Raw genomic sequence first — 15,269 nt, 5'->3', positions numbered from 1 at the left:
CTACTGCTTATGAAAGTTTTGCTAGTTGAAGATGAGCCTGATCTAGGTGCGTCGATTCAGCGAAAGTTGAGTAAAGAAAGATATATTGTTGACTGGGTTTTGGATGGAAATGAAGCCTGGATTTATCTAGAACATGATTGGACTCAATATACACTGGCAATTTTTGATTGGTTGCTGCCGGGAATGTCAGGTTTGGAACTGTGCAAGCGATTACGTGGTCGGGGTAATGCTTTGCCCGTGCTGATGCTAACTGCTAAAGATAGCATGGCAGATAAGGTAGCTGGTCTAGATGCAGGGGCTGATGACTATCTGATAAAGCCGTTTGGCATGGCAGAACTACTGGCACGGTTGCGGGCTTTGCAAAGACGAGCTTCTTTTGGAGGTGCATCGCTTACACCTCAGTTTCAGTCTTTACAATTGCAAGTTGGTGGCCTTATCCTAGACTGCGGTAATTGTACAGTTTCTCGACAGTACCCTAATGGTGAAAATAAGGTAATTTATTTAACAAAAAAAGAATTCCAATTATTAGAATACTTGATGAAACGTCCTAATACAGTTATTACCCGCGACCAAATTTTAAATCATCTGTACGCCTTTAGTGCAGAACGCGTTAGTAATGTAGTAGCAGCCCAAATCCGACTTTTGCGACGCAAATTATCGGAATATGGTTGTGATAGGCTAATCGAAACTATCCCTAGTATGGGCTATCGTTTCAATCCTGGCAATGCAGATTCGACTATTTCGTAAGACTCGCTGGCAATTGGCTACCTGGTATGCGGTAGTTATGGCTCTAATTCTGTCCTTATGCGGTTTCGTGATTTATGAGGTAATCATTGATGCTTATGTGGTTTCTATCAACCGAGAACTGGAATCAGTAGCAGGTACACTTCATGATGTAATTGAACCGACTTTGAAACAACCTGGTCTTACAGAGCTAGTTTTCCAGCAGGTTTTACCAAATATTTGTTTAGCTGAGTCCAGTTGTTCTACCCAAAAGATCCTGCGCCACGGTAAAACCACCCCTGATGACCACGGCATTTTTAGTACTGTATACAAAGATAAGCAATATTACATCCGTTTTGTCGATGCTTCAGGACGGTTAATTGCAGTGGCAGGTTTCCAAGCGGATGAATTGCCACCAACTGTGCAAACCCAAGTTTGGCAAACAGTCAAAGACTTACAAGGCAATCGTTACAGTCAAAAGTCTCTACTGTTGCACACTCAAGATAATCAGGTTTGGGGCTATATTCAGGTAGGGCGCAGTCTAAATGACCTTGATAGTCGTCTCGCAGCTTTGAAAGTAATTTTGGCGCTAGGATTGCCAATTACGGTATTGTTAGTTGGTGGTTCTAGTTGGTGGCTGGCAGGGTTAGCAATGCGACCAATTGACAGGTCGTATAAACAAATGCAACAGTTTACGTCTGATGCCTCTCATGAGTTGCGTACTCCTCTAGCAGCGATTAATGCAACGGTAGAAACTTTATTTGATATGGAGTATCTAACTGAGGAGACGCAAGATATTTTGGCATCTATTCAACGTCAAAATCATCGACTAGCTGAACTAGTTCAGGATATGCTGCTACTGTCTCGATTGGAACAGCAAGAGCTGGCGACACAACAAATACATTGCTGTCTGAATATTTTGATTAATGACCTGATAGAAGAATTTTCAGCCTTAGCGGCGGCGGCTTCTTTGCAGTTAACATCTTTGGTGTTATGCCAGGAGCTGTTATACGTGATGGGAGATGAAGACCAACTGTTACGTGTGCTTTCTAATCTAATTGCTAATGCTATTCAATACACCCCTGCCGGCGGTTATGTAACTGTCATCCTCAAACGCAGCAATGTTGATGCAGTGATTGAAGTTCAAGATACAGGTATTGGCATTGCATCGCACGAGCAAAAGAGGATTTTTGACCGTTTTTATCGAGTGAACAGCGATCGCTCGCGTCGTACTGGTGGATCTGGATTGGGATTGGCGATCGCTCAAGCAATTGTTCAAGCTCATAGAGGCAGTACACAGGTACAAAGCCAAATTGGTAAAGGTAGCACCTTCATCCTTCACTTACCCTTGACACAAGAACGGAGCGCATTCTCCGTTCATCAACGTTTCACGTAAGTAAACTGCACATCCAAAACAGCAGATAATTTTAAGGCTTTATCACACTATCTCTTTAGGCATTGGTAGATGTCAGCTACCGTAACCGATCTAGCATTCAGAAGTTATCGCATTTTATGCGTTTGCACTTATGTATTGGTGACAAATTTATATTTGCTAATTATTTTATGCCTATTATCAAATCTCTGGTTTACTTCTTTTTGGCTGGTTTGTGTGAAATTGGCGGAGGCTACCTAGTCTGGCTGTGGCTACGAGAAGGCAAAAGCATGTGGCTAGCTTTGGGAGGGTCAGTACTGCTAACTGTTTATGGATTTATTGCCACACAACAGCCAACCAACTTTGGTCGGACTTATGCCGCTTACGGAGGTATTTTCATTATCCTCTCGATTCTGTGGGGCTGGAAGATAGATGGATTAGCTCCTGACAAATTTGATCAATTAGGCGCATGGATTGTGCTGTTGGGGGTGTTGATCATCATGTATGCGCCAAGAGGTTGACATTTATTTCTAATTTTCTGGGATTATGAGAAGAATATGAAAATATCTCCGCGTAAAACAAATGACTCGTCCCGAAAACCGTCCCAGTCTCCCTGAAGTTCACCGCAGTATTAGAGTCCCTAACAGTAAAAGCTTTTGGCGCAAGATGTTGGCTTATGCAGGGCCAGGGTATCTGGTTTCAGTCGGATACATAGATCCTGGAAATTGGGCAACAGATATCGCTGGGGGGTCAAAATTTGGATACACTCTGTTAACAGTGATCCTGCTGTCTAACTTGATGGCGATATTACTGCAATCACTATGTGTGCGTTTGGGTGTTGCCACAGGTCGAGATTTGGCACAGGTTTGTCGGGACTATTTTAGTCGAAGGGTGAGCTTTTGTTTGTGGGTATTGTGTGAGATTGCGATCGCCGCTTGTGACTTAGCAGAACTACTAGACATCTCCAATAACTATCAAAGCTTTACTGCGGCTAGCTTATAAGACGCAAGTGCAAGCATCTCAAACTAGCTAGTCAATACGAAAAAATAAGGCTTTGAGATATTTACTGATAGTAATAAGGCAAAAATATGTAGTTATATGCATTAACTTAAGGCGAATGCTACTAGGTCTATTTTTGTTGGTAATATCAACGCTCCTATTCGCAATCTTACTAATCCACAAATTGTCAAAATTACTTGCTCATACTTTTTAGGTTTTAGCCTAAATCGGTCTTGAACAACTCGGAAAATTTTTACTGAGCGAATTCGATGTTCAACAAATACTCGTTTTGATGAAAACTCCTTGTTTTCTTTTTTCTGGCCAGTTGTTAATTCCCCATTTCTTGGTGTTTTAATTGGAGTATCAATTAAATCTTCTCCTAGATAACCTAAATCTCCCTTAAAACTTTGTTTTGGAGCAAAGCTATCACGATTTTCTCTAAACATTGTTATATCGCTTTTTGGTCCAGGTTCACCTGCAACAACATCAACAATATCTCTGGCGTCTGGTAAAATAATTATCTGGGTTTTAAATGTATGTTTATGTGCCTTGCCAGAAAAATATTTTTCTTGTTCTTTGTTGTCCCCTGGTCTTTCCCTGACTTGTTCATAGCTATCTATAATTAATTCATAATCCGTGAGTACTTCTTTAAGTATTTCATAATCAGATTCATTTTTTTTTACTTGTTCTATTAAACTAGATGGTAGTAATTCTCGAAGTATTGGTAGCCAATAGTTGAATATATTATTTGCTGTCGATTCACTTACATCAAATTGGATACCAAGAAGTTGAAATGTAGTCAGATGCCTGAGGTAAACCAAAGTTAAAATTATTTGTTCCGGTATTGGTAATTTTGGTTTCCTACCACCTCCACCTGTAATAATTCTTATTTTTTTTGATTCTAGCAAGACCTGTTTTTCATCGTGTAATTGCTCTGCATTTTGAATTAACTGTTGTAGCTCAGGATACCCAAGACCAATCAAGCGCTGTGCATCTTGAGGATTTTTTTCAATATGGCTCAGTATAGAACTCATGTTTTAGCACCCAAAAACATCATGTAATATTCTTTTACCATCAAATATTACTATTTTGGAGATGTCTACTGGGAAGTGCGATCGCGCTGCAACTTTTATTCGGTATTCCCTTGATATGGGGTGTGTGCATCACTGCGCTGGATGTCCTGGTATTGTTATTCCTGCAACATAAAGGCTTTCGCTATACAGAAGCCTTAATAATAATGCTGGTATAGGACTCCTATTTGATTTTTGAACAAGACTACAAGATAATACGTAGGGAAATGAAAGTCTAATAAAGGACAATGATAAGCCAGCATTTACAAACTACCACACTTGCACTGGAAGTATCGCGCCAACAGTCAACAGAGGAAATAAAATTTCATGCCATCGTGGAACTACAAGATTTTATCGCTCTGCGTCCAGATGTGCGTGAGGTCAGGAAAGCGTTGGCAGTCAAGCTGGTTTATCAAGGCTACTTGTATGATGAAATTCAAACAATTCTAGATGTGTCTAGAGGCTCCATAACAGGTTGGATCTTGCCTACGAGGAATATGGAATTTCGGGACTGCGCTTGAACCACAAAGGGAGAAAGAGCTACCTAAATGCCGAACAGCGAGAAGAGGTGTTGAGTTGGTTGCAAACACTCGTACTGTTGGGAGCTTGGGGAACTAGAGTATAAATTGGCCTTTGAGTATGATGTGGTTTATGAGTCAAAACAAAGTTACTACGATTTGTTCGATGCAGCATCTATCAGTTGGAAAAAAACGACAAAGCTGAACCCCAAAGCCGACGAGAATGCTGTTGCCGTAAAAAAAAAGAGATTGAAACATTGCTGGCAACTCACCGGGAGTCAATCGAAACAGGAAAATTAAGAGTACTGCTAATTGATGAATGTCATTTAATGTGGGGAGATTTAAGCGGCTACGTATGGGGAAAAAGTGACCAAGAAATAGCGGTGAGAGTCATTAATGAACGAGATAAGCAGACATACTATGGGGCAGTTGACTATCTTGATGGAAAATTAGTTCTCAAAGCTTATGATGCGGGAAACTCAAAAAATACCATTGACTACCTACAATACTTGCTAGCTGACTCTCCCGACCAGCAATTACTAATTTTTTGGGATGGTGCTAGCTACCACCGTTCCAAAGAAATTCGAGGTTTTCTGGACTCTGTTAATCAAAGTTTGCCAACCGAGCAATGGAAAATACATTGTGTTCGCTTTGCCCCCAATTGCCCAATACAAAATCCAATTGAAGATATCTGGTTACAAGCCAAAACATGGGTTAGACGTTTTTGTGCTTTGGTTCCAACATTTTCTCATTTAAAGTGGATGTTTGAGTGGTTTATTAGACACACTACCTTTGATTTCGACACTTTACAGATGTACGGAGCCTATTCAAAAATCAAATAGGATTCCTATAGCAACCGTAGGTATCTGTTTTACAGCGGAAATTCTGTTTTCTCGACCTGATATGGGGGGGGTAATGTTTGGATATCTGCCCAAGGGAGAAATTTTACAGAATCCAGAAATGCTCTACATTGCTATTGGTATTTTAGGGGCAACAGTGATGCCTCACAACTTATATTTACACTCCTCAATTGTGCAAACCCGTGATTGGCAACCTAATACTGAAAAAAGATGGGAAGCAATTAAGTTTGGCACAATTGATTCAACTTTTGCTTTGTCATTAGCACTGTTTATCAACTCGGCGATTTTAATTGTGTCTGCTGCAACATTTCATTTTTCTGGTAATCAGAATGTAGCAGAAATTCAAGATGCTTACAAACTGCTTTCACCATTATTGGGCGTTAGTGCTGCTAGTGCAATTTTTGGGATTGCCTTACTTGCTTCTGGTCAAAGTTCAACATTGACTGCAACCCTAGCTGGGCAAATTGTAATGGAAGGCTTTTTACAATTTCGCCTTCCGTCATGGTTACGGCGTTTAGTTACCCGTCTGCTTGCCATCATCCCCGCGCTGATTACAATTATTATCTTTGGGGAACACAGCACAAGTCGCCTTATAGTTCTCAGTCAAGTTATCCTCAGCTTGCAGTTACCATTTGCAGTGATTCCATTGGTGATGTTCACAAGTAACCGTCGCTTAATGGGTGAGTTTGTAAATCCGTTATGGCTTAAATATTTAGCTTGGGGAGTTGCTACTGTTATCGTTGGGCTAAATGTTTGGTTGCTATTACAAAGTATTTTGGGCTAGCTGGGTTTCAAGCTTTAAACCGCTTAGGATGGATCTAGTCGAGAATAACCCTGTGCATCTGCTTTGATCTGTCTGACATGGAGAAAGTCAAGCCATGAACTACATTCACAAATCTGTAGCCATCCTGGGAATAACAAGTAGCGTACTGAGTGGAATACCTGTTGCTGTCCTTGCTGCACAAGAACCACAAACGCGCATCCAACAGATGAATTTTCAGGAATACTATAATCAGGGTGTGCAAAAGCTTGAGCAAGGCAACTTCAATGGTGCAATAGAAGATTTTAATCGGGTAGTACAGTTAAATCCACGATACTACGAGGGTTTCTGCCTGAGAGGTTTGGCAAAGTCTCAATTAGGAGATTTTAAAGCAGCCGTTACCGACTTTGATCAAGCACTGCGACTAAATCCCAACCATACAGATGCTTACAACAGTCGAGGGACTGCTCATGCGGAACTAGGAAGTATTAAAGCTGCAATTACCGACTTTAACCAGGTACTAAGAATTGATCCGAAGTCTGTAGATGCCTACTACAATAGGGGCTTTTTGAATTATAGACAGGGAAATCACAAGTTGGCGATCGCAGATTTTAACCAAGCACTACAAATCAACCCCAAATTACCTGATGCCTACGGCAACCGAGGACTTGCTGAATATGCTTTAGGCGATCGCAAAAGCGCTATTAGCGATTTACAGCAAGCTGCAAGTCTATTTCAACAGCAAGGAGATACCCAGAGGTATCAGCAAACACAAGCTCTCCTTCAGAAAATTCAGCAGTAAGCAATATTGAGGCTTGAAATTAGGTAAAAATCATTTTTAATAAGTTTATTTTAAAGGTGTACTAACCAGCATGAGTGCAACTTTGTTTTGTGTATTTTGCTTGTCAAAATCAAAGTAGCATTCTTGTAACCAAATACTATCCGAAATCTCAAATTTGCTGATGCTTTCGTAGTTAACGATTTAAATTTCTCTGTTGCTATACAAAGTCGAAAAAGCCAAACGCAATTACCTTAAGACAGTTTGGAGCGTTTGAAAAAAAAGCGCTCAACAAAGAGATAGACCAGCAGCACTACATCTAAAAGCAGTCATCGTGGCAATTATTTAGAGGCATAAGCGATAGAAATTACTGAACTACTGAGGCGATATTTTTAGCTCAAAGTGGTAGATACTCAATTTATTCTTCTACCGATTTTTTGTACTAAGTTTATTTTTCGGACAGGTCTAATGATGTGAGATAGCAATGGCAATTTGGCTTTTCCAATAAAGACTCTACCAGAGCATTTAACGCAACTGCCGCCAACAAACCACCGCCTAATGTTCCTTCAATAGTGATGTGAGGAATGCCAGAGCGCACTAATCGGCGTTTGGCTGCTGGGGCATGACTAAAACCGATCGGCATTCCAATTACAAGAGTCGGTTGAAGGTGTCCCTGCTCAATCAAGTCACAGGCAGCCATCAATACTGAAGGCGCATAGCCAATCACAAGAATACAACCAGCAGGCAACTGGCGTAAGCGTTCCTTCCACTGCTCGTCGTGCCAAAACGCTTCCTCTGCTTCTGCTGCATTTGTGATGTGTGGGTCGGCAATCAACGTTTTGATGGGGCACTGCAAATGTGCCAATCGAGTTTGATCTAAGGCAGCAACAACTGTTGGAACATCACCTACAACTTGACAACCCCTCTTGAGTGCATCACGAGCAGCCGCGATCGCGTCCTGTAAACGATCTCCCAAAATCCCCCGACTTAATCGTACAAACTGGATCAAACTCACATCTCCACAAGCCAATACCAGTTTGGAGAGCAAGTCTACTTCAATTTCAGAGCGGTTAGACAGGTCTGGCAACAGGCGCTGTAGCGATTCCTGAAATGCTTCTGGGTGAGCCGTTGTTTCTGCATCCAGACTATGCCAAAGTTCTTCTAGCTCCTCTAGCCCATCTTGAGTTTTGGCTTCTAACAGCCTCAGTTGAGCAATAGCTTCCGCCTGGATTGTTTGGCAGTTGAGATCGCGTCCCAACACTCCTTCCAGTGCGGTCGCTGTTTGTCGAAGACGGGTTAATTGCTGGATTACGGTGCGATATTGCTGTTGCAGTTGCGTAATCAGCGTTTGCTCCACATTTACGCCTGATTCACTTTGGAGGAGCTGCTGAATGTGGGATAGCTGAAACCCTTGCTGCTTCAATGCTACGATCTGCCGCAACTGCTGCACATCTTGTTGGGAGTATAGTCGATAGTTACCCGCCGAGCGTGGCGGTTGAGGTAGCAAACCCAAGGTGTGATAGTGCCGCACCATGCGAGGGGTGGTATCTCCCCCAACCGCCTCTGTCAGTTCTTTTATCGTTAAATGCTGGTTTTTCATACTTCTAATTTCAGATTAAAGGTTGACATTTACATTAATGTCAAGGTTTAGGGTAGAGAAGTAATTTTATCTCAACCCATTGCCAAATGTCTTCTACTACACTGCCTCGCTTTCCTTCCTTGCTGAAGGATCATCCAGACGCGATCGCCTCTGGGGTCTGTGCAATCCTCGTATTTCTTGGTTGGTTTACCCTCAACCAAGGGTGGCTGGGACTCAGCTTCCTGATTCTCCCGGCTGCCTATGTCATTGGGGGCTATAAAAGTGCGCGTGAGGGGTTAACGACGCTATTTCGAGAAAAAGAACTGGACGTAGACCTGCTGATGATTGTCGCAGCATTGGGGGCAGCGGCTTTAGGGCTTTGGCAACAAGAGTATTACTTCATCGTCGATGGGGCTGTGTTAATTCTGATCTTCGCGATCAGCGGCGCTCTCGAACGCTATGCGATGCAACGAACCGAGCGTAGTATTCGAGGACTGATGAGCCTTACCTCCGATACCGCCCGGAAACTGCTGAATGGGCAAGAACAACTAATCCCCGTTTCTGAGCTACGAATTGGGGATCAAGTCCTGGTTAAACCGGGAGAACTGGTTCCGACTGATGGTGTGGTAATTGAAGGATTCAGCACCCTCAACCAGGCTTCCATTACCGGAGAGTCGATGCCCGTTGAGAAAGTAGCGGGCGATCAAGTTTTTGCAGGCACCATCAATGGCAATGGAGCACTCAGACTCAAAATTCATCAGCCACCCGAAAGTAGCCTGATTCAGCGAGTGATTCGACTGGTGGAGCAGGCGCAAACAGAAACGCCGCCTTCCCAACAGTTCATTGAACGATTTGAGCGAGTCTACGCGAAGGTGATTGTGTTGATGGGTATTCTGCTCGCAACCCTACCTCCGTTCTTTCTGGGTTGGACTTGGGAGAATACAATTTATCGGGCGCTAATTTTTCTGGTGGTAGCTTCGCCCTGTGCGTTGATGGCAGCGACTATGCCCACACTGCTGTCGGGAGTTGCCAATGGCGCACGAAACGGAATTTTGTTCAAGAACGGTGCTCAACTGGAAATGATTGGACGGATCAAAGCGATCGCCTTTGATAAAACCGGAACCTTAACGACGGGCAAACCTCAAGTTGTCCACGTCATGACAGTCGAACAAGCAGGAGATCAGTTGCTCCAGGTCGCGGCATCTTTGGAAAGTTTGTCAGAGCATCCGATTGGAGACGCGATCGTTCAAGCGGCTCGGAAGCAACAGTTGAAATGGACTGAAGCCACTAATGTTCAAGCTCAAGCAGGACAGGGGATTACCGGAGATGTTGCAGGCAAAATGGCTGTAGTCGGTAAAGCTGCTTTTGTTCAAACTCATGCAAACCCTTGTCCAGATGCTCTAACTCAGCAAAGCCAACAGTGGGAACAGGAAGGCAAAACAGTGGTTTGGGTTGCTGATACCGGACGTATCCTCGGAATCATTGCCGTTGCCGATATTGTGCGACCGACAGCTAAACAAGCGATCGCAAACCTAAAACGCTTAGGGATTGAGCAGATTGCTATGTTGACAGGCGACAACGAACGAACGGCACAGAGCATCGCTCAAGAGACTGGAGTCGATCGCGTGTATGCCGAACTGTTGCCCGAAGATAAAGTTGAGGTAATTCGGCGGCTACAGAAGCAGTACCCGGCTGTTGCAATGGTAGGGGATGGGATTAACGATGCTCCAGCTTTGGCGCAGGCATCCGTGGGAATTGCGATGGGAGCCGCAGGCAGTGATGTGGCGCTGGAAACAGCAGACATTGTGTTAATGGCAGACCGCCTAGAAAAATTAGAGTATGCCGTTCGTCTGGGTCGTCGCTCTCAACGCATCGTCAAGCAGAATATTGTGTTTGCCCTTGGTTTCATTGTGCTGCTACTCATTGCCAACTTTACTGGACACATGAGTCTACCTCTAGGGGTTTTAGGTCACGAAGGATCTACCGTACTCGTGACACTCAGTGGTTTACGGTTGCTGAAGAATTGAACTGCTTTTTTCTCTCTACATCAAAGCCTCGTGACTTAAAGTAAAAGATTACCGTTTTTTAAAGGATAAATTTGCCGTAACGGAGGCTGAAAGCATTATTATTTCGATTTTTTCGGAATTAGTTGTCGAGTTTAATTAAATAATAAACTTGCCATGAGTTTCCAGACTGAATGAGACTTTGGGAGAGTTTTCGTGCTTTGCGATGGCGTACCCGCCCGCCGGAGGCGATCGCGCCATAACTGCCCTGCAAGCGATGCCTAAATACTCAGATCACTGATTAAAACTAAACCGACCGTTGACCTTTTCGCCGCCAACATTTGCAGTAATTTTCACCTGATATTGCCCTGCGGCACCTTTATCTAGCTTGGCAGCGTAGTGTTTACCATCAGCATCATACGTTAGGGGAACTGTTTTTTGCTTTCCATCGGGTGACTGAATATCAGCAGTAACTTTCGCATTTGGAACTGCTTGGTGTTTGTCACCTGTTTGCAAATATAAATCTAAGTGAGTCGTGCCATCTTCTGTCTCAGGCACTAACTCTAAGTGATATTTTCCCACTTCAACAACTTGAGCATTTTTACCATGCGAGTCGCCATGAGCAGATGTTTCAGTTTTGGCGGCTGGTTCGGTTTTGTTAGTATTTTCTGTAGAAGGACTAGAAGGATTACTACTAGAGTCAGAAGCTTGATTACTGCAAGCTCCTAAGAAAAATAATCCTGTACTTGCAAAAATAATAAAACCTAGTTTGAATGATTGCATTGATTTACTCCTCATTGATTATTAGAAAAATTGTGATCAATTACATGCAAAGTGCATGAATATCTGTGTATTTCCAGGTGGACATCTGGAAATCATTAATAAATTAAGTGTCATACAACTGAACCTTGAGTAACTTTGATATCGTATATCTGTGTAGTCTTTTTTGGAACTAAAAATCTCCCAAATAGCGAATATAAAGCCGGCAAAACTAATAATGTTAAAGCAGTGGAAGTAAATAAGCCTCCTAACACTACCACAGCCAAAGGTTGCAAAATTTCTTTACCTGCACCAGAACCAATTACTAGGGGAACCATACCTAGCGCTGACGAAAGTGCTGTGAGGAGAATCGCTACTAATCTTTCCATCGAACCATCAACAATTACTTGTTTGAGTGGTATTCCCTCAGCAAGACGATTATTATAGTTATCCACTAACAACAATCCGTTACGGGTAGCTACACCAAATAGAGTGATAAAACCAACCATCGAAGCAACGGAAATAATACCACCACTCAAGGACACAGAGATGACACCACCAATTAATGCCAGTGGCAAGTTAATCATAATCATGATTGTGGCAGGAATTGACTTGACGGCAAAGTAAATCAGTACGGAAATCACTGCAAAAGCAATTCCACCTGCAATAATTAATGTCTGCGTGGCTTGTTCCTGTGCTTGAAACTGTCCGCCAAATTGGACATAGTATCCTCCAGGCAGTTGAATTTGTTTAACGCGATCGCGTACATCTTTAATTACAGAACCCAAATCCTTTCCAGAAACGTTGGCAGAAACCACAATCAGCCGGGAAACATTTTCACGATTAATGGTACTTGGCCCCGTGCCATAATCAACTTTGGCAACCTGGGATAAAGGGATTTTCTGCCCGTTGGGTGTATCTACCAACAAATTGCCAATTACATCTAAATTATTACGATAGCGCTCTTGCAACCACACGACCAGATTAAACGTTTGTTGCTTCTCCAACACTTGAGAAACTGCTTTGCCATTTAGCCCAGTCTCAATTGTTTCTGCCAGTTCCCCCACGGTTAGTCCATAACGTGCTGCTGCATCGCGGTCAAACTGAATTTGAATTTGTTTGACTGGGATTTGGGGTTCGAGTTGCAGATCCACAATGCCAGGAATACCACTCATCGCGGATTGTACCTGTTGACCAAGGGTGCGGAGTTGTTTGAGTTCGGGGCCGTAAATTTTGACTGCGATCGCACTCCTCACACCTGAGAGAATATCATCTATGCGGTGTGAGATAAATCCACCAATATTAGTCGCCACACCAGGAAGTTTTTCAAACTCTTTGCGGAGTACTTCAACAGTCTTGTCCCGATTTTTCGCTCCGGCTTCGCTAATCTGCACATCCAACTCGCCAAAGTTGACCCCTGCTACTTCTGGATCTCCTTGAGCAAATCCAGATCGCAACGCAATGAAATCGAAACGGCGATCGTTTTTGAGCGCATCCATCACCGCTAAAGCTGCTTGGTTAGTTGCATTCAGAGATTCACCAGGTAAAAGAACCATTGAATTGACCAAAGAACGGTCTTGAAATTCTGGTAGAAAGACTTTTCCCAACCCAGGTAGAATAATTATGGAAGCAACAAAGCCCGCAAGCGCAACTCCCAAAATTACCTGGGGACGGCGAATCGAGAACTTCAACGCTGGACGATAAAATTGATGTACTTTGCGCTCTAGCCAAGTCTCTGTACTGGGTAAAGGTTGATTTGCCAGCAACAAGGCACATAATGCTGGAGTCAGCGTTAATGCAACTAAGGTAGAAGCGAGAATCGATAGCAAATACGCCATTCCCATCGGTGTGAAAATGCGACCTTCTACCCCAGACAGGACAAAAATTGGAGCAAAGACTACTGCGATAATGACTGTCGAGAATAAAACACTGACGCGCACCTCTACTGAGCCGTCAAACACTACTTGTAAAGGATTTTTCGGGTTTCCTGCTATTTGGTTTTCCCTTAATCGGCGGTAGACGTTTTCCATATCAACGATCGCATCATCCACCACTGAACCAATTGCAACTACCAGTCCACCCAAGGTCATTGTATTAATGCCCTGTCCAGTCCAGCTAAGAATAATCATGCCTAACAGTAATGACAGAGGTAGGGCGCTAAGACTAATAATTACCGTGCGCCAGTTCATCAGGAAAATAATCAGGATGACTGAAACAATAATGATGCCATCGCGCAGTGCTTCTTCAACGTTTTTGATTGAAGCTTCGATGAATAAATCTTGGTCAAAGGTTTTAGTAACCTTGACATCCTGCGGTAGCCCTGGCTTAATCTCTTCCATTGCTGCTTCTACAGCTTTGACTACAGTGGGTGTATCTGCCGCAGGCTGCTTAGAGACAGTTAAAATTACTGCTCGTTTGCCCTGAAATAGTCCATCTCCTCGTCTGAGTCCTGGGCCAATTTTGACCTCTGCGACTTGTTCTAGTAATATGGGTGTGCCTTTAACTGCTTTGATAACCGAACGCTTCAGCTTGTCAATCGACTCAATGCGCCCAATCCCCCGAATCAAGGTTTCTTGATCAGGAGTAATCAAAAATCCTCCCGGCACATTGACGTTGGCATTCTGCACTGCCTTGGTAACTTCTGGCAGGGATACACTATAGGCTTTGAGCTTGTCTGGATCAACTAAAACTTGATACTGCCGTTCATCGCCACCATAGAGAAATACATTACTCACCCCTGGTACAGCCAGCAAGCGATTTTTCACATCCCAGTTGACAATTCGCCACACCTCCATCATGTCAGTGCTTTGGGAGGAGAAAGCGTATTTAACAGCCCATCCCAAGGGCGAATTGACAGGCAAGATTTCCGGCTGTTCAACTCCCTGTGGCAGTTTCACCCCTTGTAATCGTTCTGTTACCAGTTGACGGGCACGGTATATCTCAGTGTCCCAGCTAAAGACAGTTTTAATAGCAGAAATCCCAATTGCAGATGAAGACCGCAACGATTCCAGTCCAGGTGTGCCATTAATCGCGCTCTCAATTGGGCGAGTCACCAAAGACTCAATTTCTTCTGGTGCTAAACCAGAAGCTTCAACTTGAATTTCTACTTGGGGCGGAGCGAAAGCAGGAAATACGTCGAGGGGCATTTGCGTTATGACGCGCAATCCCCACAAACTAATTAATATCGAGGCAATAACGATTAGCCACCTTTGCGCGATCGACCATTTAACAATGGAATTGAGCATTTTTGAGACAAATCAAGGGTTTTTTGCTTGACGATACAGTGAATCTATCTGGGATAATCTGTAATTTTGACAATCTGGCACTGTATCTAATGTCTCAAATGAAGATGAAATCAGGATGAAATCAAGGTTGAATATTTGTGGCGCAGTGTAGCAGAGATTTGGTCATACTCGCTGTCATCGAGGCTTTAGAACTTTATTATGAAGCTGCACAAGGAGAAAATCCGTGTCCGCTCTCAAAGAAAATTTAGTTAGGCGTTATGATTTAACAAAGTATGTTCAGTTTAATTCCCCTGCCTCTACAGGCAGCACGTTTTGTGTCGGGGTTAAATCCCCGTTAAAAAACGTAATTGCGGTACCGTACCCCTACGGGGAAGCAAGCTACGTGCAGCGTCTCGTAGAGAGGAACGAGCGTCCGTAGGAGCGTCATTGCGAATTGCGAATTGGTTGCTGGCTCTACACTCTCTGGACATTACAAACAGCCTCTGGTATGCTATCGTTTACATGCACTTTTTACAAGATACTGAGATATCATCAGTATCTTGTCTATATTTGTATATAAGTTACTCAGTAATAATTTAAAGGTGTGAGCAGTCACAAACGCTT

Annotated in this window: 10 protein-coding genes and 4 pseudogenes; 9 read left to right on the top strand and 5 right to left on the bottom strand. The window is 43.3% G+C overall.

What is annotated here, in order from left to right:
• Positions 1-9 precede the first annotated feature (9 nt).
• From rppA to ANSO36C_RS32510, 4 genes and pseudogenes are all read left to right on the top strand, one after another.
• Positions 10-747, top strand: a complete 738-nt coding sequence (gene rppA, locus ANSO36C_RS32525) for a two-component system response regulator RppA (RefSeq protein ID WP_251960927.1) — start codon at positions 10-12, stop codon at positions 745-747.
• A complete protein-coding gene (gene rppB / locus ANSO36C_RS32520; protein WP_251960926.1) occupies positions 725-2,119 on the top strand; it encodes a two-component system sensor histidine kinase RppB in 1,395 nt (464 codons plus the stop codon). The genes rppA and rppB overlap by 23 nt, the downstream gene beginning before the upstream one ends.
• A gap of 167 nt (positions 2,120-2,286) precedes the next feature.
• On the top strand, positions 2,287-2,616 hold the full coding sequence (locus ANSO36C_RS32515) for a YnfA family protein (RefSeq protein ID WP_251960925.1): 330 nt from the start codon (positions 2,287-2,289) through the stop codon (positions 2,614-2,616).
• 61 nt (positions 2,617-2,677) lie between these two features.
• Positions 2,678-3,052 (top strand): annotated as a pseudogene (locus ANSO36C_RS32510) (Nramp family divalent metal transporter); the annotation flags it as partial.
• 146 nt (positions 3,053-3,198) lie between these two features.
• On the opposite strand, the gene ANSO36C_RS32505 reads toward ANSO36C_RS32510, so the two are convergent.
• Complete coding sequence (locus ANSO36C_RS32505) at positions 3,199-4,128, bottom strand: transposase (RefSeq protein WP_251960924.1); 930 nt, start codon at positions 4,126-4,128, stop codon at positions 3,199-3,201.
• Positions 4,129-4,193: 65 nt separating this feature from the next.
• Here ANSO36C_RS32505 and ANSO36C_RS32500 point away from each other — a divergent pair.
• The 4 genes and pseudogenes from ANSO36C_RS32500 to ANSO36C_RS32485 all read left to right on the top strand — a co-directional run.
• Positions 4,194-4,340 (top strand): annotated as a pseudogene (locus tag ANSO36C_RS32500) (divalent metal cation transporter); the annotation flags it as partial.
• A gap of 72 nt (positions 4,341-4,412) precedes the next feature.
• Positions 4,413-5,524: pseudogene (locus ANSO36C_RS32495) on the top strand (IS630 family transposase).
• Positions 5,457-6,326 (top strand): annotated as a pseudogene (locus ANSO36C_RS32490) (Nramp family divalent metal transporter); the annotation flags it as partial. The pseudogenes ANSO36C_RS32495 and ANSO36C_RS32490, both read left to right, overlap by 68 nt.
• 94 nt (positions 6,327-6,420) lie before the next feature.
• The gene (locus ANSO36C_RS32485) at positions 6,421-7,104 is read left to right on the top strand and encodes a tetratricopeptide repeat protein (RefSeq protein WP_251960923.1); all 684 of its coding nucleotides are present in this window, start codon (positions 6,421-6,423) and stop codon (positions 7,102-7,104) included.
• A 424-nt stretch (positions 7,105-7,528) separates the two neighbouring features.
• Here ANSO36C_RS32485 and ANSO36C_RS32480 read toward each other — a convergent pair whose 3' ends face one another.
• On the bottom strand, positions 7,529-8,680 hold the full coding sequence (locus tag ANSO36C_RS32480; RefSeq protein WP_251960922.1) for a precorrin-8X methylmutase: 1,152 nt from the start codon (positions 8,678-8,680) through the stop codon (positions 7,529-7,531).
• 86 nt (positions 8,681-8,766) lie between these two features.
• Between ANSO36C_RS32480 and ANSO36C_RS32475 the strand changes: the two genes are divergently transcribed.
• Positions 8,767-10,686 (top strand): heavy metal translocating P-type ATPase, encoded by a 1,920-nt coding sequence (locus ANSO36C_RS32475; protein WP_251960921.1) that lies wholly within the window; start codon positions 8,767-8,769, stop codon positions 10,684-10,686.
• 118 nt (positions 10,687-10,804) lie between these two features.
• Here ANSO36C_RS32475 and ANSO36C_RS34065 read toward each other — a convergent pair whose 3' ends face one another.
• The 3 genes from ANSO36C_RS34065 to ANSO36C_RS32465 form a co-directional block, all read right to left on the bottom strand.
• Complete coding sequence (locus tag ANSO36C_RS34065) at positions 10,805-10,936, bottom strand: hypothetical protein (RefSeq protein ID WP_267145385.1); 132 nt, start codon at positions 10,934-10,936, stop codon at positions 10,805-10,807.
• Positions 10,937-10,956: 20 nt separating this feature from the next.
• A complete protein-coding gene (locus tag ANSO36C_RS32470; RefSeq protein WP_251960920.1) occupies positions 10,957-11,445 on the bottom strand; it encodes a hypothetical protein in 489 nt (162 codons plus the stop codon).
• A gap of 110 nt (positions 11,446-11,555) precedes the next feature.
• The gene (locus ANSO36C_RS32465) at positions 11,556-14,666 is read right to left on the bottom strand and encodes an efflux RND transporter permease subunit (protein WP_251960919.1); all 3,111 of its coding nucleotides are present in this window, start codon (positions 14,664-14,666) and stop codon (positions 11,556-11,558) included.
• Positions 14,667-15,269 lie beyond the last annotated feature (603 nt).

The sequence above is a fragment of the Nostoc cf. commune SO-36 genome (assembly GCF_023734775.1).
Classification (GTDB): Bacteria; Cyanobacteriota; Cyanobacteriia; order Cyanobacteriales; family Nostocaceae; genus Nostoc; species Nostoc commune_A.
This window is presented reverse-complemented; position numbering and strand designations above follow the sequence as displayed.

Excerpts from the sequence above, each read along its gene's own strand:
- rppA (WP_251960927.1), top strand. The coding sequence starts at position 10 with ATGAAAGTTTTGCTAGTTGAAGATGAGCCTGATCTAGGTGCGTCGATT.
- rppB (WP_251960926.1), top strand. The coding sequence starts at position 725 with ATGCAGATTCGACTATTTCGTAAGACTCGCTGGCAATTGGCTACCTGG.
- ANSO36C_RS32515 (WP_251960925.1), top strand. The coding sequence starts at position 2,287 with ATGCCTATTATCAAATCTCTGGTTTACTTCTTTTTGGCTGGTTTGTGT.
- ANSO36C_RS32505 (WP_251960924.1), bottom strand. The coding sequence starts at position 4,128 with ATGAGTTCTATACTGAGCCATATTGAAAAAAATCCTCAAGATGCACAG.
- ANSO36C_RS32485 (WP_251960923.1), top strand. The coding sequence starts at position 6,421 with ATGAACTACATTCACAAATCTGTAGCCATCCTGGGAATAACAAGTAGC.
- ANSO36C_RS32480 (WP_251960922.1), bottom strand. The coding sequence starts at position 8,680 with ATGAAAAACCAGCATTTAACGATAAAAGAACTGACAGAGGCGGTTGGG.
- ANSO36C_RS32475 (WP_251960921.1), top strand. The coding sequence starts at position 8,767 with ATGTCTTCTACTACACTGCCTCGCTTTCCTTCCTTGCTGAAGGATCAT.
- ANSO36C_RS32470 (WP_251960920.1), bottom strand. The coding sequence starts at position 11,445 with ATGCAATCATTCAAACTAGGTTTTATTATTTTTGCAAGTACAGGATTA.
- ANSO36C_RS32465 (WP_251960919.1), bottom strand. The coding sequence starts at position 14,666 with ATGCTCAATTCCATTGTTAAATGGTCGATCGCGCAAAGGTGGCTAATC.